16 protein-coding genes and 1 tRNA gene are annotated in these 23126 nt (G+C 51.0%); 13 read left to right on the plus strand and 4 right to left on the minus strand.

Annotation, left to right across the window (positions count from 1 at the left end):
* Nucleotides 1-1118, plus strand: a 1118-nt coding sequence (pckA, locus tag Q0R57_RS09325; protein ID WP_294746503.1) for a phosphoenolpyruvate carboxykinase (ATP), incomplete at its 5' end; no start/stop codon positions are given.
* An 89-nt stretch (nucleotides 1119-1207) separates the two neighbouring features.
* Nucleotides 1208-2140 carry a DUF3667 domain-containing protein gene (locus Q0R57_RS09330; protein ID WP_294746506.1) on the plus strand — a complete coding sequence of 311 codons (933 nt, stop codon included), beginning with the start codon at nucleotides 1208-1210 and terminating at the stop codon, nucleotides 2138-2140.
* A gap of 10 nt (nucleotides 2141-2150) precedes the next feature.
* Here the strand turns inward: Q0R57_RS09330 and Q0R57_RS09335 are convergent, their stop codons facing one another.
* On the minus strand, nucleotides 2151-3425 hold the full coding sequence (locus tag Q0R57_RS09335) for a DUF2264 domain-containing protein (protein WP_294746509.1): 1275 nt from the start codon (nucleotides 3423-3425) through the stop codon (nucleotides 2151-2153).
* 127 nt (nucleotides 3426-3552) lie between these two features.
* Between Q0R57_RS09335 and Q0R57_RS09340 the strand changes: the two genes are divergently transcribed.
* The 10 genes from Q0R57_RS09340 to Q0R57_RS09385 all read left to right on the plus strand — a co-directional run bounded on the left by Q0R57_RS09340 (nucleotide 3553) and on the right by Q0R57_RS09385 (nucleotide 14914).
* Nucleotides 3553-4650, plus strand: coding sequence for a porin (locus Q0R57_RS09340; RefSeq protein WP_294746512.1), 1098 nt, complete (start codon nucleotides 3553-3555; stop codon nucleotides 4648-4650).
* A gap of 46 nt (nucleotides 4651-4696) precedes the next feature.
* Entirely contained in the window at nucleotides 4697-6223 is a 1527-nt protein-coding gene (locus Q0R57_RS09345) for a sodium:solute symporter (protein WP_294746515.1), read from the plus strand.
* Nucleotides 6224-6340: 117 nt separating this feature from the next.
* On the plus strand, nucleotides 6341-7597 hold the full coding sequence (gene metK, locus Q0R57_RS09350; RefSeq protein ID WP_294746518.1) for a methionine adenosyltransferase: 1257 nt from the start codon (nucleotides 6341-6343) through the stop codon (nucleotides 7595-7597).
* 9 nt (nucleotides 7598-7606) lie between these two features.
* On the plus strand, nucleotides 7607-8422 hold the full coding sequence (locus tag Q0R57_RS09355) for a DUF4271 domain-containing protein (protein ID WP_294746521.1): 816 nt from the start codon (nucleotides 7607-7609) through the stop codon (nucleotides 8420-8422).
* An 11-nt stretch (nucleotides 8423-8433) separates the two neighbouring features.
* Nucleotides 8434-9183, plus strand: a complete 750-nt coding sequence (locus Q0R57_RS09360; RefSeq protein WP_294746524.1) for a uroporphyrinogen-III synthase — start codon at nucleotides 8434-8436, stop codon at nucleotides 9181-9183.
* Nucleotides 9184-9202: 19 nt separating this feature from the next.
* The gene (gene rnpA / locus Q0R57_RS09365; RefSeq protein WP_294746527.1) at nucleotides 9203-9592 is read left to right on the plus strand and encodes a ribonuclease P protein component; all 390 of its coding nucleotides are present in this window, start codon (nucleotides 9203-9205) and stop codon (nucleotides 9590-9592) included.
* Complete coding sequence (gene yidD, locus Q0R57_RS09370) at nucleotides 9589-9831, plus strand: membrane protein insertion efficiency factor YidD (protein ID WP_294746531.1); 243 nt, start codon at nucleotides 9589-9591, stop codon at nucleotides 9829-9831. Before rnpA ends, yidD begins: the two co-directional genes overlap by 4 nt.
* Before the next feature lie 88 nt (nucleotides 9832-9919).
* Nucleotides 9920-11218 (plus strand): tyrosine--tRNA ligase, encoded by a 1299-nt coding sequence (gene tyrS, locus Q0R57_RS09375; protein ID WP_294746534.1) that lies wholly within the window; start codon nucleotides 9920-9922, stop codon nucleotides 11216-11218.
* A gap of 67 nt (nucleotides 11219-11285) precedes the next feature.
* Nucleotides 11286-11356, plus strand: a tRNA-Gln gene (locus Q0R57_RS09380).
* Between the two features lie 72 nt (nucleotides 11357-11428).
* The gene (locus Q0R57_RS09385) at nucleotides 11429-14914 is read left to right on the plus strand and encodes a glycosyl hydrolase (RefSeq protein ID WP_294746537.1); all 3486 of its coding nucleotides are present in this window, start codon (nucleotides 11429-11431) and stop codon (nucleotides 14912-14914) included.
* A 59-nt stretch (nucleotides 14915-14973) separates the two neighbouring features.
* On the opposite strand, the gene Q0R57_RS09390 is transcribed toward Q0R57_RS09385, so the two are convergent.
* From Q0R57_RS09390 to Q0R57_RS09400, 3 genes are read right to left on the minus strand one after another with little or no spacing between them, the layout of a single operon-like run.
* On the minus strand, nucleotides 14974-17391 hold the full coding sequence (locus tag Q0R57_RS09390) for a beta-L-arabinofuranosidase domain-containing protein (protein WP_294746540.1): 2418 nt from the start codon (nucleotides 17389-17391) through the stop codon (nucleotides 14974-14976).
* A gap of 26 nt (nucleotides 17392-17417) precedes the next feature.
* A complete protein-coding gene (locus Q0R57_RS09395; protein ID WP_294746658.1) occupies nucleotides 17418-19463 on the minus strand; it encodes a DPP IV N-terminal domain-containing protein in 2046 nt (681 codons plus the stop codon).
* 20 nt (nucleotides 19464-19483) lie between these two features.
* Nucleotides 19484-22312 (minus strand): beta-L-arabinofuranosidase domain-containing protein, encoded by a 2829-nt coding sequence (locus Q0R57_RS09400; protein WP_294746543.1) that lies wholly within the window; start codon nucleotides 22310-22312, stop codon nucleotides 19484-19486.
* 594 nt (nucleotides 22313-22906) lie between these two features.
* Between Q0R57_RS09400 and Q0R57_RS09405 the strand changes: the two genes are divergently transcribed.
* Nucleotides 22907-23125 (plus strand): helix-turn-helix transcriptional regulator, encoded by a 219-nt coding sequence (locus Q0R57_RS09405; protein WP_294746546.1) that lies wholly within the window; start codon nucleotides 22907-22909, stop codon nucleotides 23123-23125.
* Nucleotide 23126: the final 1 nt, after the last annotated feature.

Consider the following 23126-nt stretch of genomic DNA (forward strand, 5'->3'; position numbering starts at 1 on the left):
CTAAGGCTAAGGTTGAGAACTACAAGGAGCTGGGTCTGAACTCAGAGACTTGCGTTGCCTTCAACACTACTTCTCGTGAGCAGGTTATCATCAACACCTGGTACGGTGGTGAGATGAAGAAGGGTATGTTCTCTATGCAGAACTACTATCTGCCTCTGCAGGGTATCGCTTCTATGCACTGCTCTGCTAACACTGATATGGAGGGTAAGAATACCGCTATCTTCTTCGGTCTGTCTGGTACAGGTAAGACCACTCTGTCAACCGATCCTAAGCGTCTGCTGATTGGTGATGACGAGCACGGATGGGACGACGAGGGTGTATTCAACCTCGAGGGCGGTTGCTACGCTAAGGTTATCAACCTCGACAAGGAGTCTGAGCCCGACATCTACAACGCTATCCGTCGCAACGCTCTGCTCGAGAACGTAACCGTTGCTGAGGATGGTAAGATCGACTTCGCTGATAAGAGCGTAACCGAGAACACTCGTGTATCATATCCTATCGACCACATCGAGAAGATTGCCCAGAAGGTAAATGGTAAGAGTGCAGGTCCTGACGCTAAGAATGTGATCTTCCTGAGTGCTGATGCATTCGGTGTACTGCCTCCGGTATCTATCCTGACTCCTGAGCAGACCAAGTACTACTTCCTCTCTGGCTTCACCGCTAAGCTGGCTGGTACAGAGCGTGGTATCACTGAGCCTACTCCTACATTCTCTGCTTGCTTCGGCCAGGCATTCCTGGAGCTGCACCCAACAAAGTATGCTGAGGAGCTGGTTAAGAAGATGGAGAAGAGCGGTGCTAAGGCATACCTCGTAAACACTGGTTGGAACGGTACTGGTAAGCGTATCTCTATCCGCGATACTCGTGGTATCATCGACGCTATCCTGGGCGGTGCCATCCTGAAGGCTCCTACGAAGAAGATTCCTTACTTCGACTTCGAGGTTCCCACAGAGCTTGAGGGCGTAGACACCAACATCCTCGATCCTCGTGACACTTACGCTGATGCAGCTGAGTGGAACAAGAAGGCTGAGGATCTGGCTGGCCGCTTCATTAAGAACTTTAAGAAGTACGAAGGCAATGAGGCCGGTAAGGCTCTCGTAGCTGCTGGTCCTAAGCTCTAAGCTATAGGTCCAACGACATAAAGATAAGCAGGCATCTACACCATCGTTGTGCAGGTGCCTGCTTTTGTTTCCACTTAACCGTTAGAGAGATGAATTTGAAGGAGAAATACCGTGAGTTCAAGGAGTGGCAACTGCGTCCTTATCAAGTGGCACCACTTATTCCTCAGGAGCACACCTGTGCCACCTGCGGTACCACGTTTCAAGGTAACTATTGTCCGCGCTGCGGACAGTCGGCACGTATAGGACGCTATTCGCTGAAGTCAGCTTTTCTGTTGTTTCTCGACGTCTGGGGACTGGGTAACCGCAGTATGTTCCGTAGCGTCCGTGACCTGCTGCTCAGGCCAGGCTACATGATTCGCGACTATCTCAGTGGCATGCAGATGGCCTATTTTCCTCCTTTCAAGATGTATTTTCTTCTAATTGCCCTGTCTATGATTGTTGATAGCGGCTTCAATATCAATGGCGAGAACCGCATCACACAAATGATTGAGACATACGAACAGGGATTCACCGAAACTGCAGGGGATGAAGAAATTCAGGCAGCAGATAACGTTCCCGTCGACGATGTTGCGGCCCAAAAGGCAAAGGCCGCCAAGGAATTTCAGCAGTCTTTAATCAATACCATTAAGAATATCACTCGCTTTGTCTATGACCACCTACCTATCATTGTTCTCGTAGGGTTGCTGGCCATGTCATTGCCTCTCTATCTTTTTTTCTGTCACAGTCCGGGTTACCCAGACTTTAGGTACCCTGAGTTCTTTGTGGCTATGGTCTATATCTCAAATATTACCTCTATCGTCGGCATCTTGCTGGGACTGTTCTGTGTCAATGCGATGATAGAAGGTGTCATCTCATATCTGTATATCATCATAGCTTTAAAGCAACTGTCTGGCTACTCCTTTCTCCGCACCTTTATCAGTCAGGCCATTGCATATATCACTTTGATGTTGTCGCTATTCATGCTCGTTTTTATGGGCATAGTGGCCTACGGCATTTTCACCGGCTTCTCGGCCATGCAATAAGTCCAAAGCCTTACCAACGGTCCTTCGTCTCGATATCATCAGCCCAGCGGTGATCCTTTGGGAAAGATTGTCCATTCCATGCCTTTACTTGCGTCCAAGGCTCAGCAGGACAAGTCCAGAAGTCATGTGTGGCAGGTAAGCCCAATGGCATCAGCGATAATGAGGTCAGATAGAGCGAACCGTTGTTGGTGTACCAGTCGGCTACTTCGGGCTGATGACCACAGAAGCCGATAGTGAGGAAGCCACCGGCATTATAATTCTGCTGCTGGTCATACATGCGGTGCATCACAGCGGTGAGGGCAGCACGCACCTGACCATTGCTCAGGTCACTGGGCAGTTTCTGATACCACGCCACAAGGGCCAAGGGCTGCAGGGCTGCCAGTCTATAGGGAATAGAACGGCCGAAGACAGGGAAGGTGCCCTCAGGTGAGATGAAGCGCTCAAGAATAATACTATATTTCTGTGCACGCTTCAAAGCACGGTCGTAGTATTTCTTATACTCCAAACGTGTGTTGGCCTTGGCGTCAATCATGTTCTGCAGAGTCTCTAGGAACATAGAATGGAACACGTAACTCGAGTAATAGTCGAAGGCAAAGACAGGACCGTCGGCATACCAGCCGTCGCCTACATACCACTCCTCCACCTTGCGAATGGTGGTCATCACCCGATAGTCATCATACTCTTTCAGTCCAGCGGCCTTGGCAATGAAACTCTCGATGATGCTGGAGAAAAGGAACCAGTTGGTATAGGGCGGTTCAATGCTACGTAACTTCTTGAACTCAGCAATATAACGGTCTTTCGTCACTTGGTCCAGTGGCACCCACAGGGCATCATATCCTCGGACAAACGACTCGGCGATATAAGCGGCGTCAACCAAATTCTGACCTGCAGCACCCCAACAGAGATAGTCAGGACTCTCTGGGTCAACACTATTCTTATAGGATGCCAGCGCCCACTCACGCAACTGCTTTCGCTGCTGACCCTCCGCAGTATCATCATCAGGCAGAGTCAGCCAAGGAGCGATGCCAGCCATCAGTCGGCCGAAGGTCTCCATATACACCACCTTGCGGTTGCGGTTGTCGAACGAAGGTGAAAACTCGGTCTGCATGTTCTTTTGCAACTCTCCCTTCGCCATATACTCAAGTACAGGTTGTGCCATCTTCCATGCCTCCTGACACCAATATTCTCTGTCTGTTTGTTGCTGGGTAAGCTTCTTCTTTGCGCTGATGGGCGAAAGAGTCGTTAATGCACAAAATGTTACTAATAAGAGCAAAATTCGTTTCATATTGTTAGTTGTAATTAGTTTTCTTGCGCAAAGATACGAAAATGTTCGCCGTTTTTTTGTTAAAACGAAAATAATCGTTACCTTTGCAGTCGAATTTCATTTTTTTTAACTAAACTAATCAATAGACATGGGTACGAAAAAGCAAACATGGATGACGGCAACACTCGCCGTGACAATGGCTGTATTTAGCAGTACAGCCGCAATGGGACAACAGAAGTCAGACGCTGACATCGACTGGATGAAGGACTTCACCAGCCGTATCACGCTGAACGGTTATGCACAAGGAGGCTGGTCCTATCAGGACATCAATGGTCAGAAGACCAACTCCTACAATTTGAAACGCACGTTGCTCTGGGCCAAAGCCCGCATCACTGACCGCTGGTCGTTCCTCTTTATGCACGACTTCTCGAGTGTTCCTCAGGAATTCTATACCGACTATCGCGTCACCAAAGACAACTCTCTAACCGTCCGCTTAGGACAGTTCAAGCATAGCTACACCATGGAAAATCCCATGTCACCTACACAACTGGAACTTATCGACGTCTATTCACAGGCCGTGCTCTATCTGGCTGGCGAAGGCCCCGACCCCCTGAATGGTGTAAACTATGGACGAGATCAAGGCCTCATGGTCTTTGGTGATCTCTTTAAAAATGCCTTGCACTATGAGCTGGCGCTGATGAGCGGACAGGGCATCAACCGCAAGGATAACAACAATCAGAAAGACTTTATAGCCAAACTGGAACTGCGACCCATGGACGGACTGCGCCTTGTGGGCTCGGGCTATCTGGGCACAGGCAATGCCGTGGGTACTGCCGCATGGAATCCCACCATCGCCGTGGGTGACAACTATAAGCGCAACCGCTATAGCGTGGGTGCCGAATACAAGACCGCGCCTTATAGCAAGGGTGAATACAAGGAAGCACGTCCTGCCAGCATCCGCGCAGAGTGGCTGGGCGGTGAAGACGGCGAGGTGGGCAGCCGCGGTGGTTATGTCACCACCTGCATCCCCGTCTACGACGCCCTCGACGTGGTAGCCTCTGGCGAGACCTTCGACCGCAACACTAAGGTAGAAGGCTGGGATCAGACCAACCTGACGCTAGGTCTGCAGTATTGGTTCTATAAGAAATGTCGTGTGCAGCTGCAGTACACACGCTGCCTCTGCGGAGAAAATATCTCTTCAAAGGATTACAACTGGCTGCAGGCACAGGTGCAGGTGGCCTTCTAACGCCAGTCAAGATAACGAAATAACGTGATAACGAGATAACAAAACAATGATTATAAAAGTTCTTTTAACCATCATCTTCCTGATTGTGATGGTGGGCGTGGGGCTTTACTCACGCAAGCAAGCAAGAAGTGTTGACGGATTTGTACTGGGCGGACGCTCGGTGGGTCCCTGGCTCACGGCTTTCGCCTTCGGCACAAGCTATTTCTCGGCAGTGGTCTTTGTGGGCTATGCCGGACAGTTTGGTTGGAAATATGGTCTTTCCAGCGCATGGATAGGTATCGGCAATGCCGTCATCGGTTCGTTGTTAGCCTGGATTATCCTGGGTCGTCGCACGAAACTGATGACACAGCACATCGAGAGTCGCACCATGCCCGATTTCTTTGGCACGCGTTTCAACGACCAGGGGCTGCGTGTAGTAGCCTCTATCATCGCCTTCGTGTTCCTTATTCCTTATACAGCAGGTGTGTATAGCGGCATCTCTCGTCTTTTCGAGATGGGCTTCAGCATTCCTTATGAATATTGTGTGGTCATCATGTCGGTGCTCACAGCAGTCTATGTCATTTTGGGCGGCTACAAGGCTACAGCTATGAACGACTTCATTCAGGGCATCATCATGCTGTTTGGCATCGTGGCTGTTATAGCCGCTGTGCTCAATGCACAGGGTGGACTGACAGCCGCTGTGGACAAGCTGGCACAGCTGCCTTCCGATGCTGATCCCAGTGTTAACGGCGGCTTCGCCTCGTGGTTCGGCCCCGACCCATGGGGCTTGCTGGGTGTGGTCATCCTCACCTCGCTGGGCACTATGGGGCTGCCCCAGATGGTGGGTAAGTTCTATAGCATTACTGACGAGAGCGCCATCAAGCGCGGTACCGTCATCTCTACCATCTTTGCCTTCATCGTGGCTGGTGGATGCTACTTCCTGGGAGGCTTCGGCCGTCTTTATGACCCCGTTATCAATGAGGCAACAGGCAAGATTGCCTTCGACTCTATCGTGCCTGCCATGCTCATCACCCTACCCGACGTGCTCATTGCCCTCGTGGTGCTGCTGGTGCTGTCGGCTTCCATGTCAACGCTGGCCTCGCTGGTGCTCACCTCTTCGTCAACCATGACGCTCGACCTTATCTATCGTGATAAGAAATCGGCGGCTGGCGAGGTAGAAGAAGGTACCATCGATGATGTGGTGGCAGAGAAGATAGAACGACGCAAGGTAGTCATCATGCGTGTGCTCATCGTGTTCTTCATCGCCATTTCGTTGCTAATAGCCCTCAATCCTCCCACATTCATTGCCCAGCTCATGGGTATCTCTTGGGGTGCTTTGGCTGGTGCTTTCTTGGCTCCGTTCATGCTGGGCCTTTACTGGAAGCATGCCACCACGGCCTCTGTCTGGGCTTGCTTCATTTGGGGTGTGGGTCTCACGGTCATCAATATGCTACTGGGCAACCCCATCAATCCCATCAACTGTGGTGCCATCGCCATGTTGGGTGGTTTCCCTGTTGTGTTCTTGGTCAGTCTGTTCACACCAAAGTTGCCTAAGCAGGAGGTGGAACAAATTTTCAAATGCTACAAGAAATAGCGACCTGTTTCAGATCTTTATATCAGCGGCTCCGAAGGGTATCGGAGCCGTTTTTGTGCGGAAAAGTTTGGTTATTCGCTCAAATTGCACTACCTTTGCACCCAAAATCAGATAGTTATGTCATATTTATTTTCATCAGAATCAGTATCAGAGGGACATCCTGACAAGGTAGCCGACCAGATCTCGGACGCCATTTTGGATCAGTTCCTGGCTTACGACGACAAGGCTCGCGTAGCTTGCGAGAGTTTCGTCACCACCGGACAGGTGGTCATCATGGGTGAGGTACGTAGCGATGTGTATATCGACTTGCAGACCATTGCCCGTAATACTATTAAGAAGATTGGATATACCAAGGCAGAATATCAGTTCGACGGTAACTCGTGCGGCATTCTGACCGCCATCCACGAGCAGAGCTCTGACATCAACCAGGGTGTGGATCGTGCCGATGAGGACAACCAAGGCGCTGGCGACCAAGGTATGATGTTTGGCTATGCCACCAACGAAACGGAGAACTACATGCCTGTTTCGCTCGACCTGGCACATCTCATTATGCGCACACTGGCCGATATCCGCAAGGAAGGCAAGTTGATGACCTACCTACGTCCAGACTCAAAAAGTCAGGTCACTATCCAATATAGCGATGCCGGCATCCCTGAGCGTATCGACACCATTGTGGTTTCGACACAGCACGATGAGTTCGATGAAGACGAGAAGATGTTGGCTCGAATCAAGGACGACGTCATCAATATCCTCATACCCCGTGTGAAAGCACAGATTCACTCAGAGAAGGTGTTGGCACTCTTTGGAAACGACATCAAATACTACGTGAACCCCACGGGTAAGTTTGTCATTGGTGGCCCTCACGGTGATACTGGACTGACAGGGCGTAAGATTATCGTCGACACCTATGGTGGCAAGGGCGCACACGGTGGTGGAGCCTTCTCTGGTAAGGACTCTTCGAAAGTAGACCGTTCAGCTGCCTATGCAGCCCGTCACATTGCCAAGAACATGGTGGCAGCAGGTGTGGCCGACGAGATGCTGGTGCAGGTGGCCTATGCCATCGGTATTGCCAAGCCCATGAACATCTATGTGAACACCTATGGCCGCAGCAATGTCAAGATGAGCGACGCTGAGATTGCCAAGAAGATTGAGGAACTCTTTGACCTGCGTCCTAAGGCCATTGAGCGTACATTGAAACTGCGTCAGCCCATGTATGTGGAGACGGCAGCCTACGGACACATGGGCCGCAAGTCAGAAGTGGTGAAGAAGACCTTCACCAGTCACTATCACGAAACAAAGACCATTGATGTGGAGCTGTTCACATGGGAGAAACTGGACCGTGTGGATGACATCAAACGTGCATTCGGACTCTAATTCCATAACATGGACTTGACTCCAAGTGATACTACAGGAACCATAGGAGTAAACCTTTACGATTATCTGAATCAAGGTTACTTTTCTAAAGACTCGCTGCTGTGCACCACCCAGGCGCACAGCAGTAATTTCGGTATGGCAGGCAACCCCATCCCCTATTCTGTCAGGAACGACAACACCATTACCTTTATCCTGCTGATTTGCTTCTGTCTTATCATCATCCTGGGAACCCGCTTGAACAAGTACATCAGTTGGCAATTCAAGTTCTTCTTCAGCGCACCTCGCAAAAGCACCACTTCCGAGACTTCGACTGAGATACGTATACTTATGGTCTTCGTCGCTATGCTCTGTCTGCTGTTAGGAATCGATTCCTACATACTGACCATAGAAAAGATAACCACCAGCTTTATTATCGACAGCAACGCCCTCGTTGTGTTTTTACTGTCAGCACTCTTCATAGGATATTTCTGTGCGAAGTGGCTCATACAATTCCTCGTTGGAATGGTGTTCTTTGGCGGTAAAAAAACTATACATTACATAAAAGCACAGCTTTTCATTATGGTCTGTTCGTGCATCTTGTTATATCCACTTGTAATGCTACAGGTGTACTTTGACCTTTCACTCGAAAAAGCGGCCTTTCTCTTCTGTTTTGTGTTGTTTTTAAACAAAATTCTAGCATTTTATAAGTCTTGGCTCATCTTTTTTAAGCAAAAAGGGCTTTATTTCCAAAATATTTTGTACTTTTGTGCCCTCGAAATCACTCCCCTCTTCGCTTTTTGCGGTATGTGGTTGATGATTGTGAATATTTTAAAGGTAAATTTTTAGGACATTAGAGAATGATTAAAAAGATTTTGGTTTCGCAGCCTAAACCCACGAGCGAGAAGTCGCCCTATTATGACATTGCCAGCAGGTTTGGAGTAGAACTGATTTTCCGTCCTTTCATCAAGGTGGAGGGAATGGATGCACGCGAGTTCCGAACCCAGAAGGTAAACATTCTGGATCACACAGCAGTTGTTTTCACATCACGACATGCCATCGATCATTTTTTCACTCTTGCAAAGGAGATGCGTATCACTATCCCTGAGGACATGAAGTATTTTTGCGTTACCGAAACCATTGCTCTCTATATCCAGAAATATGTGCAGTACCGCAAGCGCAAGGTGTTCTTTGGAAACACAGGTCATATCAACGACCTGCTGCCTGCGATGGTAAAGCACAAGACCGAGAAGTATCTTGTTCCCATGAGCGATGTACACAACGACTCTATTGCCAACCTGCTCGACTCCAAGAAGTTGCAGCACACCGAGTGCGTGATGTACAAGACCGTGAGCAACGACTTCACTGAAGAGGAAGTCAAGAACTTCGACTATGACATGCTGATTTTCTTCAGCCCCTCTGGTATCGAGTCGCTTACCAAGAATTTCCCCAACTTCAATCAGGGCGATATTGCCATTGGTACCTTCGGTCCCGCCACTGCCAAGGCAGTACAGGACGCTGGTCTGCGACTGGATTTAGAAGCACCTTCTGAGAAGTTCCCTTCAATGACAGGCGCACTGCAGCATTATCTGCTGATGAACGAAGACTAAACCACATTATTATATTTTAGTGACGGCTCCAGCAACATTTCAGAAGGAGGAGCGGATTATCAGCAAGAAACTGATAGACGAACTCTTCGAAGGAGGCCACAGTCATTCACTGGCAGCCTTCCCGCTGAGAGTCATATACTTGAAAAAAGAGCACCAAGAGGGGCAGCCGCCCGTCCAGGTGCTCATTAGTGTTTCAAAGAGACACTTCCATCATGCTGTGGACCGTAACCGTGTGAAAAGACAGATACGTGAGGCCTACCGCCACCACAAGCACTTACTCAGCGAGGGCATTGAGCCTCAACAGAAGGTGGCTGTGGCTTTTATCTGGCTCTCAAATCAGCTGGTGCCATCGGATCTGATAAACAGCCGAATGAAGAGCCTGCTGGAAAAGGTTCTCCACCGCCTATGAAGACAATATGGAAATGGCTTATGATGGTGCTGAAGTGGATTCTGCTCACGCCCATCATTTTCTACCAGCGGTGCATCAGCCCCTTTACGCCAGCAGCCTGCCGGTTTACGCCCACCTGCTCACAGTATGCCAAGGAAGCCATCATCAAGCATGGGCCCATCAAAGGCCTGGGACTGGCCATCTGGCGCATTCTCCGCTGTAATCCCTGGGGCGGAAGCGGCTACGACCCCGTTCCGTGATACAGGATGTGTTTTGCACGAAAATTCTTTGTAATATAAAAATAAAGTGCTACCTTTGCACCCTCAAAAACAAATATTGAAGAAATAGATGAGAAAGAACTTTGTTGAAGAACTGCGCTGGCGCGGTATGCTGGCACAGATTATGCCTGGCACAGAAGAACTCTTGCAGAAGGAGATGGTGACGGCCTACCTAGGCACCGATCCCACTGCCGACTCACTCCATATCGGTCACCTCTGCGGTATCATGATGTTGCGTCACCTGCAGCGTTGTGGCCATAAGCCCATCATCCTCGTTGGAGGTGCCACAGGTATGATTGGCGACCCCTCCGGCAAGAGCCAGGAGCGTAACCTGCTGAACGACGAGACCCTTCGCCACAACCAGGAGTGCATCAAGGCACAGGTGGCTAAGTTCCTAGATTTCGAGTCGAAAGAGCCCAATGCTGCCGAGATGGTAAATAACTATGACTGGATGAAAAACTTCACCTTCCTCGACTTTGCTCGTGAGGTCGGTAAGCATATCACCGTGAACTATATGATGGCCAAGGAGAGCGTGCAGCAACGCCTTAACGGTACCGCTCGCGACGGCCTCAGCTTCACCGAGTTCACCTATCAGCTGCTTCAGGGCTACGACTTCCTGTACCTCTATCAGCACAAGGGCGTGAAGTTGCAGTTGGGCGGTAACGACCAGTGGGGCAACATGACCACTGGTACCGAGCTTATCCGCCGCACACTGGGCAACGAGGTCGAGACCTTCGCCCTCACCTGCCCCCTTATCACCAAGAGCGATGGTAAGAAATTTGGTAAGACCGAGAGCGGAAACATCTGGCTCGATCCCAAACGCACCACACCCTATCGCTTCTATCAGTTCTGGCTCAATGTCAGCGACGAGGATGCCGAGCGCTATATCAAAATATTTACCTCACTCGAGAAGGACGTCATCGACGCCCTCATCGAAGAACACAAGCAGGATCCTGGTCGCCGTGTGCTGCAGAAGCGTCTGGCCGAGGAGGTCACCATTCTGGTTCACTCTCGCGAAGCTCTCGATATGGCCATCGAAGCCTCAAACATACTGTTTGGCAAGGCCACCAAAGAAGCCCTCGAAAAGCTCGACGAGCAGACCTTCCTCGACGTGTTCGACGGTGTGGAGAAGTTCGAGATTGCCAAGGACCTGCTCGGTCAGCCCGCCATCGAGCTTTTCACTACAGCAGCTCCCGTATTCCCCTCTAAGGGGGAGATGCGTAAAATGGTACAAGGTGGTGGCGTAAGCTTGAACAAGGAGAAGCTCACCGACCAGAATCGTGCCATTACTGCTGATGACCTGATCGACGGCAAGTATCTGCTGGCTCAGAAGGGTAAGAAGAATTACTACCTCATCACGGTAAAATAACAAAAGAATAGGAAAAATTTGGTAATATGCCAAATTTTTCCTACCTTTGCAGCCGCTAAATAGCGATTGGACGATGGTGTAATGGTAACACTACAGGTTTTGGTTCTGTCATTCCCGGTTCGAATCCGAGTCGTCCAACAAGAACCTCAATAAAGCTGACGATTGGAAAACCAAGCGTTGGCTTTTTATGTTTAACTACCAACTAACTTCATGAAGAACAAAACAAAAGCCATCACCACCACCCTGATTTTCCTGCTGTTCCTGTGTAATCATTGTATGGCAGGCAACACCAAGACAACCGTCTCACAAGTCAGCACTTCCGTGACGTTGAACGCTGACGTAGACTATGTTGTCAACGGCGATGACCCCTTTACCGACAATGGTATGGTTGATATTGTTAATACTACCCATGCCGTACTCATCATCGAACGTATCAAACCATCGAAGGTCATCTCCTCCCTCCTTCAGAATCATGTGAAGATCAAAGGCGAGGTGGCTCGCAACAACATCAACTGTCAGGTGAGGTTCTACGGCACCCACGGCTCCATGATCCTACCTTATTCTAATAGCGACAAGCCCCTCACGGTGTTTAGCGAACAGAACCTTAAGGGTGATTCGTGCAATGCCTTCGGATTGGAAAACGATGGTGGTTATATGGTGACTATGACGGACCAGAAGCTGAATAACCGCATACGCTCATTCAGACTGAAACGAGGCTATATGGTCACCTTCGCCACAGGAAAGAGCGGCTATGGCTACCAGCGTTGCTTCATCGCCAACGATGCCGACATCGAAATGACCACCCTACCGCAGATTCTTGATAAGAAGATTACCAGCTATCGTATCTTCAAATGGAACACAGCAGGCAAGAAAGGACTGGCCAGCAGTACCGATGCTCATGCCTGCGACACACTGAACGTCATCAGCTGTTATGGATGGGATGTGGGTAAGGATATGAACCCCGATGTGGAGTGCGTGGCCAACCATCTCTACGAGGACTACCCCTCATCATCGGCCTGCGGCAAGGCTACTTGGACCTGTCACATGAAGACCAACAACGAGCCACGCAACGGTTCCGACGACAACCCACAGTCGTTGAACACCATCCTTGCCAACTGGCAGAACCTAATGCGTACTGGTATGCGCCTGTGCTCACCTTCTTCATGGGATGGCAGCGACTATACCGACGGCTCCGGCTTCATCAAACAGTTTCTTGATTCTATCGATGCACGTGGCTGGCGCTGCGACCTCGTCGACCTGCACTGCTATTGGTTGGTGGACAACTTCGACAAGATAGGAACCATGCAGAGCAAATACAAGCGCCCCATCTGGATTTCCGAATGGATATGGGGTGCCTCATGGAACAAGAATGGTGCATTCGAGAGCGGCAAGACCGACTGGGATAATGAGTGGGCTGTGAAGACTATCTGCGGCAAGCTCAACAACATGCCTTATGTGGAGCGCTATTTCTATTGGAACAGCGAGTCGAAAGGCAAGCTTTATAATAACGGCACCCTGACACCCGCAGGACAATGGTATGCCAGCCAGCTCACTGGCATGGGCTATAATAAAAGCTACGAAAAGGTACCAAACCTGCCACGTATGCGTGGCGGCTTCTCTAACTTCCATGTGGAGCAAGCCAACGGCAAAGCCATCATTACATGGCACGAATACGATGGTGAGTATAACCAACTGATGGAACTTCTTCGAAAAGCACCCGACGGCGTCTGGCAGGCATGGAAGACCATCACCCCCGACGATGGTGAGGCCGACTATCAAGTAGAGGATGAAGACTCGCCCGAGGGCACTCGCTACCGTCTGCATATCAAGAGCTATAGTGGTCGCGACTATTACAGCAGCGAGGATATGTCGCCTGGCGAGACTGTCGAGACTACCGATGGCTTACGCTATGTGGGTGGTAATATCATCCTCAACAACGACTTCCAGATGGGTCTTGACCATTGGGTATCAGGTACTGGCGAGCCGCTGGCACAGCCTTGGTTCGAGGTGTTCCCCAGCGGACGTACTGAGGGCTATTTCCTTCAGGCCTTTGCCAATCATGGGAAAGACAGGGCCGGCTCCATCAAGACACCATTCGACATAGAGCCCAACCAAAGTTATATCATCCGTGTGTCGTCCTGCAATGCTGGAGAGTACCTCAAGGTAGACCTCCGCAAGAAAGGCGAGAGCAGCGATGTCAACAAGGCTACGCTGATGTCAGACAATTACTGGTCTACCAAACAGGCCATCTTCACCAGCGACACCTACGACGAGGCCCTTCTCTCCTTCCGCTGGTTGGGTGGTACGGCACAGTTGGGAACCATCGAGCTACGCCGTTTGTTCGACAATAAGGATGACGCACAGGCTGACGGAGCCATGTGGACACAGCGACGTGAAGCCCTGCTCAAACCGTATGAAGAAGCCCGCAACCAGCAGGTTGTAGACTCTTTGCTGACGGTAGCCAACGCCATCCGTCACATGAACTTCGAAGGACGCGACACCCTGCAGCAAGCCATCGCCACCAGCGACCGCCAACAGCTGCAACAGTCGCTGGCCTCCTTCCTTATCATGACAGAATCGGAGATACAGCCGCAATCGCCCTCATTCAACGATACCAAAGGCTGGGAGACCATTATAGGCACCTATACTGGCGGCGACCAACGTGCTGGCACCCACGAAGACAAGACATGCTGGAATGCATGGTGGGGCAACGTCAGCGCTGACCAGCAACAGCAAAGCATGGAGATACGGCAGCGCATCGGCGGACTGCCCGAGGGTCTCTATCAACTCCAGTGCAAAGCTAGCACACAGCATTACTGTCTTTCTGACCAGCACGGCTACCTGTACACCAGTAGTGAGCAGAGTGAGACGCCCCGTCTGCAGCGCGACTATCTCGACATCCCCAGTACGCCCTCTGCCTGGCAGACGCTCACCAGCCTGCCAGTCTATGTCAGCGGCAAGACCGACACCCTCACCATCGGCTTCGTAGGCTCCAAAAAGGGTGCCGTAGACTATGCTTGGCGCAGCTATGGCAAAGAAGACTCCGACAACAACAAGGGCGACTTGCGCGAAGGATGGTGGTGCGCCACCGACTTCCGTCTGCTGTACCACCCCATCTTCAAGTTCAGCGTTACGCCCAATCAGTGGGGTACCATCTGTCTGCCCTATGCCTACCAAGTGCCTGACGATATGCTGCTATACAGCATTGCAGGCATCAGCGATGACTATACCCAGCTCTGTCTGGAGCCCGTCATCCAGCCCGAGGCTGGCATACCTTATATATATACCTCGACTGCCGCCAATGTCGTCTATTACACTCAAGGCGAAGCCGTCAAGATGTCAGGACGCAGCAACAACAACCTACGTGGTCTGTTCATCAGTCTGTCACAGTCGCCCGTGGGCAGCTATCTTCTGAAAGACGGTGTGTGGCAGCGCTGCACAGAACGTGAGAAGATGGCCGACTACTCCGCCTTCATCACCAAGGCCGAAGGCATGACAGTAATCGAAGGATGGAACGGCCTCACCATGCCTATCGTGGGTGTGGCTGAGGAACAAGCTACCAATATCGATACCGTTGAAACCTCTAGTCCCAAACCTCAGATCTCAGACCTCTACGACCTTCTGGGCCGTCGTCTACACCAGCGACCTCAACATGGTCTCTACATCCAGAATCATCGTAAGGTCTATGTGAAATAGACAAAAGGGGAAACATAAAAGGAATGCACACAGGGTTTCTATCTCCTGTGTGCATTCTTTTATTTCACGCTCCACTCAAACAGGCCGGAGGAGAAATCGTCAGGCTGAGTGACCTCTAGTCGCAGAGCTTTGGTCTTAATTGGAGAGAAGTTCACTGTACAAGCTGCTCCTTTGGTAGTGGGATAATGGTCGGCATCAGTTACTGGTTGCCACTGGCCTTGGGCATCTTGATAGAGAATGCGCCATGACTTGGGCACACGACAGCCACCCCAAGGGGCATCGTCGAACCAATAGACGGTGCAACTCTGAACCGTAGCTTCAGCAGGGAACTCATACGATAGCCATTCTGTGCCACCCTTCTTGGGCCACCAATGGGTGTAGGGCATAGAGCGGTCGTTCTCGTCCTTGGGCACCAAGCGGTCGTTGATGGAAGAGAGGGCTGGTACCTTGGAACCGCTGCTCACCTTACTCTGGCTGGCGAGTGTGGCGGGCTGAGCGGGAGTGGTGGCACGCAGGTCTTGAGAGAGCCAGACGCGCATCTTTCCGCTGCCGCGATGACACCAGGCATAATAGGGGATGAGGGTGAGCGTCTGGTCCTTTACTGACAGTTTGCCCTGCTTGTTGAAATCCAAGGTCTGGGCATCCGTTGTCAGCGTAACCACCGATGTGCCTGCAATCTCTGTCTTTCCCAACTGGAATTGAGGTTCCTGATTGACTAGTGCCGAGAAGATATCAAACGTATTGTCAGGATACTCGGCACAGTACACCAGAGGTCCACGCTCTATGGCCACCATGCCTCTATCTGCCGCCACCTTATTATTAGCACGCACAACACGAGGCTCCATATCGAAATGAATCTGTACCTTATCGCCTTTCTTCCATTTGCGGTCGATGGTGATATAGTCACGATTCTCAGGATAGAGTTCCTGATTGTTGACACTTACACGATAGCCGAGCCGCTTACCATCAGTATAGGAATAGAGATCAGAGGGCACCACCTTACCCTTCACCCAGCCAGGAATACGAATCTTCAGGGTGAACTCGCCAACGGTGTTCTTATCGATGGTGATGGTGATATCGCCATCCCACGGATAGTTGGTCTGCTGAGAGAGTGCCACCTTCTTCTTGCCTACAGTCAGTTCGCTTTTGTTCGACAGGAACAAGTTCACATAGACATCCTTATCCTTCACAGCATAGACATAGCCTGGCAGCGACGGGATGAAGCGGCAGATGTTGCTGGGGCAGCAGGCACAGCCGAACCACGCCTGACGCTGGTGCTGGCCCATCGATTCCAAAGGATTGGGATAGAAGAAGCCGTCGCCCTGTAGTGACACACCGCTGATGAGGCCATTGTAGAGTGTGCGCTCCAGCACATCATAGTATTTTGAGTCGCCATGCAGCAGGAACAGACGGTAGTTTACATAGACATTACCTATTGCGGCGCATGTTTCGCAATAGGCACTCATATTAGGCAGCTCATAGTTCTTGCCAAAGGCCTCGCCACTGCTGGTAGCACCAATACCGCCCGTGATATAGAGTTTCTTTGTGACGATACTGTCCCAGATGCGGTCGATGGCATCGATATAGCCCTGATCACCTGTGAGGGCTGCCACATCGGCCATACCGGCATACATATAAGCCGCACGGACGGCGTGACCCACAGCCTCGTCCTGAGCAATGACGGGCTTGTGGCTCTGAGAGTATTCCTGCTTTATCTGCGTCTTACCACGATAGTCAAGGAAGAACTTCGCCTCGTCAAGGTATTTCTTTTCGCCAGTGGCCAGATAGAGGCGGCACAGCGCCATCTCAGCAATCTGGTGTCCAGGCACCACGCAGGCCTGACCTGGGTTAGGTCCCACCTCACGACACACCACATCGGCATAGCGACGGGCAATATCGAGGAATTTGGTGCTGCCTGTAGCCTGCCAATGGGCTACGGCGCCTTCAATCATGTGTCCCAGGTTATAGAGCTCGTGCGAGAGGTCTTCCTCCTTCACCCAACGCTTGTCGCCAGCCCAGTGGTGGGGGTCGGCAGGGTTCTGCGTACGGGCTGTATAGAGGTAGCCGTCAGGCTCCTGTGCCGTAGCGATAATGTCGATAACGCTATCCACATAGGCCCTTAGTTTCTTGTCAGGATAGGTCTGAAGGATATACGATGCACCCTCGATGGTCTTATACGGGTCAGTATCATCGAAGGAATAGCCCACTCCATTGACCTTAAAGACCTTCGACGGGTCTTTCAGATGCTGGGCCGCATTCTCAAAGTTCTTGTAGCGCCCCTCGCTCTCGCATTTCGAGAAAGCAAGAGGTATTGTCGTGTTACGACTGGCTTCCAAGCGCTGTCCCCAGAACGTGCCCGGCGTCACTTTCACTGCGGTAAAAGGTACAGGCGTAATAGGATAACCCTTCTGCGCCCCTGCGGGGCTAAATGAAAAATGAAAAATGATAAATGATAAATAGAAAAGAATCTTTTTCATGATGTTATCGTTTTTTAGTTATTAAATCATTTTAGTTCGCTCCATTTCGGTGGTTCTACACCCAACAGATGACGCACAAAGAAATCATAGCGTTTATGATCACCATAGCTTTCGCCCATCGTATGGTGAGCCCCAGGAATCACCACCAGTTCGAAGTCTTTACCAGCTTTTTCCAAGGCGTTCACCACCTGCATGGTCGATGCAGGATCCACGTTGTCATCCATCTCGCCCACCACCAACATCAGCGGACGTTCCAGCCGCCAGGCGTTCTCCGTGTTCGAGCATTCCACATATGAGCTGTCAACAGGATAGCCCATCCACTGCTCGTTCCACCATATCTTGTCCATGCGGTTGTCGTGACAGCCACAGGCGGCATAAGCAGCCTTGTAGAAGTCGCCGTGCCACAACACTGCCGCCATCGCATTCTGCCCGCCTGCCGAACTGCCATAGATGCCCACGCGGTCAACATCCATATACGGATACTTTTTGCAGGCTGCCTTAATCCACGCTATGCGGTCGGGCAGGCCGCCGTCCTTCAGGTTCTTATAGCACACCTCCTCGAATGCGCGTGTTCGGAACGAGGTAGTCATAGCATCCAACTGCACCACGATGAAGCCCAGCTCCGCAATGCTCGACATGGTCCATATCCACGGTGTGAACGACTTGGGTACATACTGGTCGCCAGGTCCTGAGTAGATATATTCGATGACGGGGTACTTCTTCTTTGGGTCGAAGTTAGATGGACGCTGAATCAGTCCCCACATGTCTGTCTTGCCGTCACGACCCTTGGCCACAAACACCTCTGGCGCCTTCCATCCCTCTTTCTCCAGCGCTGTGATGTCGGCAGTCTCCAATGTGCGGAGGATGTGTCCGTCCTTGCCAGAGCGCAGCACGGTGACTGGCGGTGTGGTCACTGTGGAGTAGATGTCAATCAGATAAGCCATATCGTCGGTATAGGTCACGCTGTGGTTACCCTCCTCAGGCGTCAGGCACACCAGTCCTTTACCATTCAGTCCTATCTTATAATAATGTATGAGGTACGGATCCTCTTTTTTATTCATGCCGCAAGCCGAGAAGTAGATGACATCGTTGTCCTCGTCCACATGCTGAATGTCACGCACATAGTATTCCCCCTTGGTAACCTGTCGGCAGTCCTTACCGCTATACAGATAGATATGGTTCCTGCCGTCGCGCTCGCTGGTCCAGACAATACGCTGCCCATCCTTCAGGTCGATGCGCTGCTGACGGTTGTAGTTGATGTACTTGTCGTTCTTCTCCTCTATCAGCGTGCGCACCAGTCCTGTGGAGGCCGAGAGTTCCAAGACGCGATAGGTCTTATGCCCGCGCTCATTAAACTCGAACGTCACGCGCTCGTTGTCCTTCCAGCGAGGCATCGTCACCTGATACTGGTGCAAGAAGAGTGCTGTGGAGGGTTCTATCACACGTCCTGTAGCCATTTCTACGATGACTGGCACACGATAGTTCAGCGAATCGCCTGGCTTGGCATATTCCTGGGTGTGGAGCACCGGTTGCAACTGGTTTCTGGGCGACGACTCGACATAATACACATAGCGCTTCGGTGCCGGTTTGATGCGTACGGTGGCATAATAGCGCCCATCGGCAGAGAAAGAGCCCCAGGCCGAATAGTAATAAGTCGAGTCGCCATTGGTGGTCAGCGCATGCTCCTGTCCGCTCTCCCTCACCCACAGGTTGTTGTCGCGATGAAACACCTGTATCTTGCCGTCGGGCGACATGCGGAATCCATCCTTTTCGTCGGGCACCTCCATCCAGTGGCGCTGTCGTCCCTGCCACTGAGGGCGGCGTCGTGGCTGTTCAGGATTCTCTGTGAGTGTGGTTACCGTATTCTGGTCTGCATCCACCTCCTTATATATCTGCTTCTTACCGTCGAACACAGAGTACCAGAACTGGTGCGTGCCACGCTTCAGGTGCACTTTCACGTCGCCATACTTCATCTTGTTCGAGTATTTCGAGCCAATGGCGAAGGCCCGCTTGTAGTTGTCTTTAATGTTGTCAGCAATGGCCGTCTGCGTCAGCATCAGGGCCAGAGCCATGGTCAGTGTTGTTCTTATCATTATTTCAGTATTTCTTTCAGTTGGTTGGTGGCGCGCTCAATCATGTCCTTCGTGCCACTGCCGTCGCTCACGTAGCGTATCACCATGTTGGCGTACGACGTGGCGCGACCGATATGATCGTTGGCAGGCAGTTGGCCCACCTTCTCCAGCAGCGATTGCAACTCCTCCAGGTCTTCAGGCTCAGCCAGGTTGCCTGGGCGCATGGCGTTGATGATGGCGTTCAGGGCAGCGGCCACCTTGTCAACCTCCTCCTGCGAATAGCGGTCGTCAGCGCCCTCCATAAAGGACTGCGCCTGCTTGTATTGTTCTGCCATGCGTGCAAAGCCATGACTGGCCCATGGCGCATATTCAGGCACCTTCACCGTCATGTTGTGCCATGCCTGCTGGTCGTCCATCCTACTCTTGGCGATGAGGAGCAACTCGCGCAACTGCGACCTGTCAGTAGGCAGATTGCCCACCATGCTGACTGTTGAGGCAGGCAGGTTCAGACGGAAGTAGTGCGTCAGGTGCTTGTCGCCCTCATAGTCAGGGACGAGGTTGAAGGATGAAGGTTGATTGTTGAGGGCTGAGGATAGGTCAACGGTGGCCTCGTCCCAGCTCTTCACGTTGGTGGCAGCCATCACCAGCGGCCCCTGCATCAGGGCGCCCAGCCAGTAGCCGTCCACCTTGTCAGGCCCAAAGTCGATATGCTTGGTAAAGGGCATCGTCACCTCCACCACATCCTTCGTTGACCATCGGCGAGCAGGAATCTCCACGTAGCTCGATGGCTGATAGTGACTGGCAATGCTCTTGCCGTTGAGTTTGATGTCGAAGCCCTCAGTGGCCCAATAAGGCACGCGCAGTTTCAGTGCGAATTGAGAATTATGAATTGAGAATTGAGAATTAGCTGCCGCATTGTTTGCAAATCGAATGGTAGATTTCTCTGCTGGCCATTCGCATTCCTGTTTGATGGTGACGCCCTTCTGTTCCCAATGGGCGGTGGTAGGCATATAGAGAGCTACCCAGATGGTGTTGTCGTTGACGAAGTAGGCAGCCTCCTGATACTTCACGTGGTTCTCCACGCCAGTACCACCACAACAGGTGGCCTGAGGCGTCTCATTGCCCCAGGGTTTTGAGGCATCGAGACCAACGGCATACTGATAGACGGTCTGATACTGGCGAGGATTCACGGAGCCTACTATCTGGTTGTAGAGAACCCTTTCGTAGTAGTCCATATAGCGGGCATCGTCAGGATTGAAGCAATTCAGGTCCTTGGTCAACTTAGCCAGATTATAGGCACAACAGGTCTCGTTCATGGTAGGCTCGTGGCGTTCGCGTCCTCCCCAGTGGGTGACGTTGGTACACATCGAGGTCATCTGCGAGTAGGGCTGACGGAACATCTCACCGTTACCCACACCACCCATGGCATAACGATAGCGTCCTTGAATCATCGTCCAGAAGTTCTGGGCGAGGTCATAATAATAAGGATTGTGATTGCCACGATAGGAGCGCAGGGCACCAGTCACCATGGGGATATGCTGGTTGGCATGACGCGTGCGGATGGCGTCGATATTCTTAGCCAAGGGGTCAAAGAAGGCTGGACTATCGAAATAGTTGGCAGCCTCCAGAAGATGGGCCTTCTCTTCAGCATTGCCAGTCATCTCAGAGAGACGCGCCAGCGACTCAGCCATACCTCCCACCTCGCCAGCGATGTACATGTTCCACATCTCATAGCGATTGCCAGGACGAGCACGACGCTCTGCCTGCGTTCCTTCGCTCTTGACGTAGGTACGATAGTGCAGACGGTTCCACACCCACAGTCCCATATCCTTGGCAATGAGCAGGGCCTTGGCGGCAGTGGCTTTGTCATCGATATAGGTGGCAATGTCGATGAGTCCTGCCAACTGCTTATGCACAGAATAATATGGTGCCCACACCCAACTGTCGTTATTATAGGCACGATACATCTCAATCAAGACGCAATGCTGGGCAGGGATGGCATTCAGATAACCGTAGCCATACTTCTGGTATCCCTGTTTATAGCGGTCAAAGTCGGCCCACGTGCCTTGCATCTGCTTCAGCTCTTCCTCAGGGGCGAAGTCGCGTGCCTCCCAGTAGCGACCCAGTTGTTCATTCCATACAAAGGTTCGCTCCTGACACTCGCGCAGTCCGTCGACCATCTCGATGATATGCTGTTTGAGGATGGCTTTCTTGTCTGGGTCCTGACAACTGGCAAAAGCAAAGGCCAGTGCCGACATATAATGGCCAGAGCCGTGACCCTTCAACTTCGTTGTAGGCGAGTCCCAGCCGTCAGATTCAGGATAGCCCTCGATAGAGAGGCCGTAGGTGTCGCGATAATTATAGAGTTGCTGTTTTACAGGCAGACTGATAAGTTGGTCTATATCCAGGTCGCGATTATGCGTCAACCTGTTCTCGCCATCGATGCTCACCATGTTCAGCGGCAGCGGCTCAGCCTGGGGAATGGGTGTATTATGAATTATGAATTGTGAACTATGAACTGTATCCACCACCCTCACCTCTGCCGTAATGGGGTAGCCATTTGACGTGGTGTTATCGCCAAGAATAAATCCGCGTACCTTATATATAGTACCCACAGGGTTAATGGCAGGATTAGCCTCCGCCTGCTCTGTAGCCTCTGAGGCGTTCGTCCATCTTACCTGACGATACTCTCCCTTACCGTCAGCGTATTTCACCCACACCTGATAGGGCAGTCGAGGTGCGTTGCCTACTGGTGTTTCCACACAGACAGGCTCTGTGCTCATTATCTGTGCTATCGTCTGACTGAGACATAATGAGGATAGAATAAAGAAGGTTATGAGTCTTCTCATGTTGATTTTTTGTTTGATTTTAGTAGAAAGTAGACATTTATTAGCTTTGATGGTGCAAAGTTACAAAAAAAGGTTGTAAAAGCGAAGCGATTTTAGAAGATTAACGCAATTCGGCCAAAAATAGAGGCAAGACGGGGATTTAGAGCCCCTTGATAAGGGGCGGCTATAATGCAGGGATATGCAAATTGGGGAGGATTGGTGAAGGAGTTAGGTTTCCAAATCGTAACCTCATTTAGCCATCTCCTTCATCTTTGTGATGACGCTTTTGAAGCTCGTCAGCAGTTCTTCGACGAGCGAAGCGGCAAGCCGATTACCTCGTAGGTACTGCGCTCAATTCAGGGAAACAAAAACCTAATGACTACCGAGCTTGCTCATCAGAAAGCAGACAAGCATCTTTGTGTGGCACTCCGCCACAAAGTGCGTATTAGGCTACACCCTTCTACGGGAACCGTTTGCGGTATGGCAGGCAAGAGGGAATAACAGGCAACCGCTATTGTGGCATATGTTCATAAAAAACTCTAAAAAAGGTACTATCTTCTTTGAGAAATGAAAAGTTTTCACTATCTTTACACCCAAACTAAAAATTTGAAATGTATGCAAGACGTAAATCGCCTAAAAATTGTGCTCGTAGAACAGAAGAAAACCAGCAAATGGCTATCTGAACAATTGGGGGTAAATCCATCCACCGTTTCCAAATGGTGCACAAATTCTTCACAACCAGACATCGAGACATTAGCAAAAATCTCGAAACTATTAGATGTTAGTGTAGAAGAACTATTTAATAAGAAGTTCATGGAGTCTGTTTCAAAATAAC

This window comes from uncultured Prevotella sp. (assembly GCF_946407605.1).
GTDB lineage: Bacteria > Bacteroidota > Bacteroidia > Bacteroidales > Bacteroidaceae > Prevotella.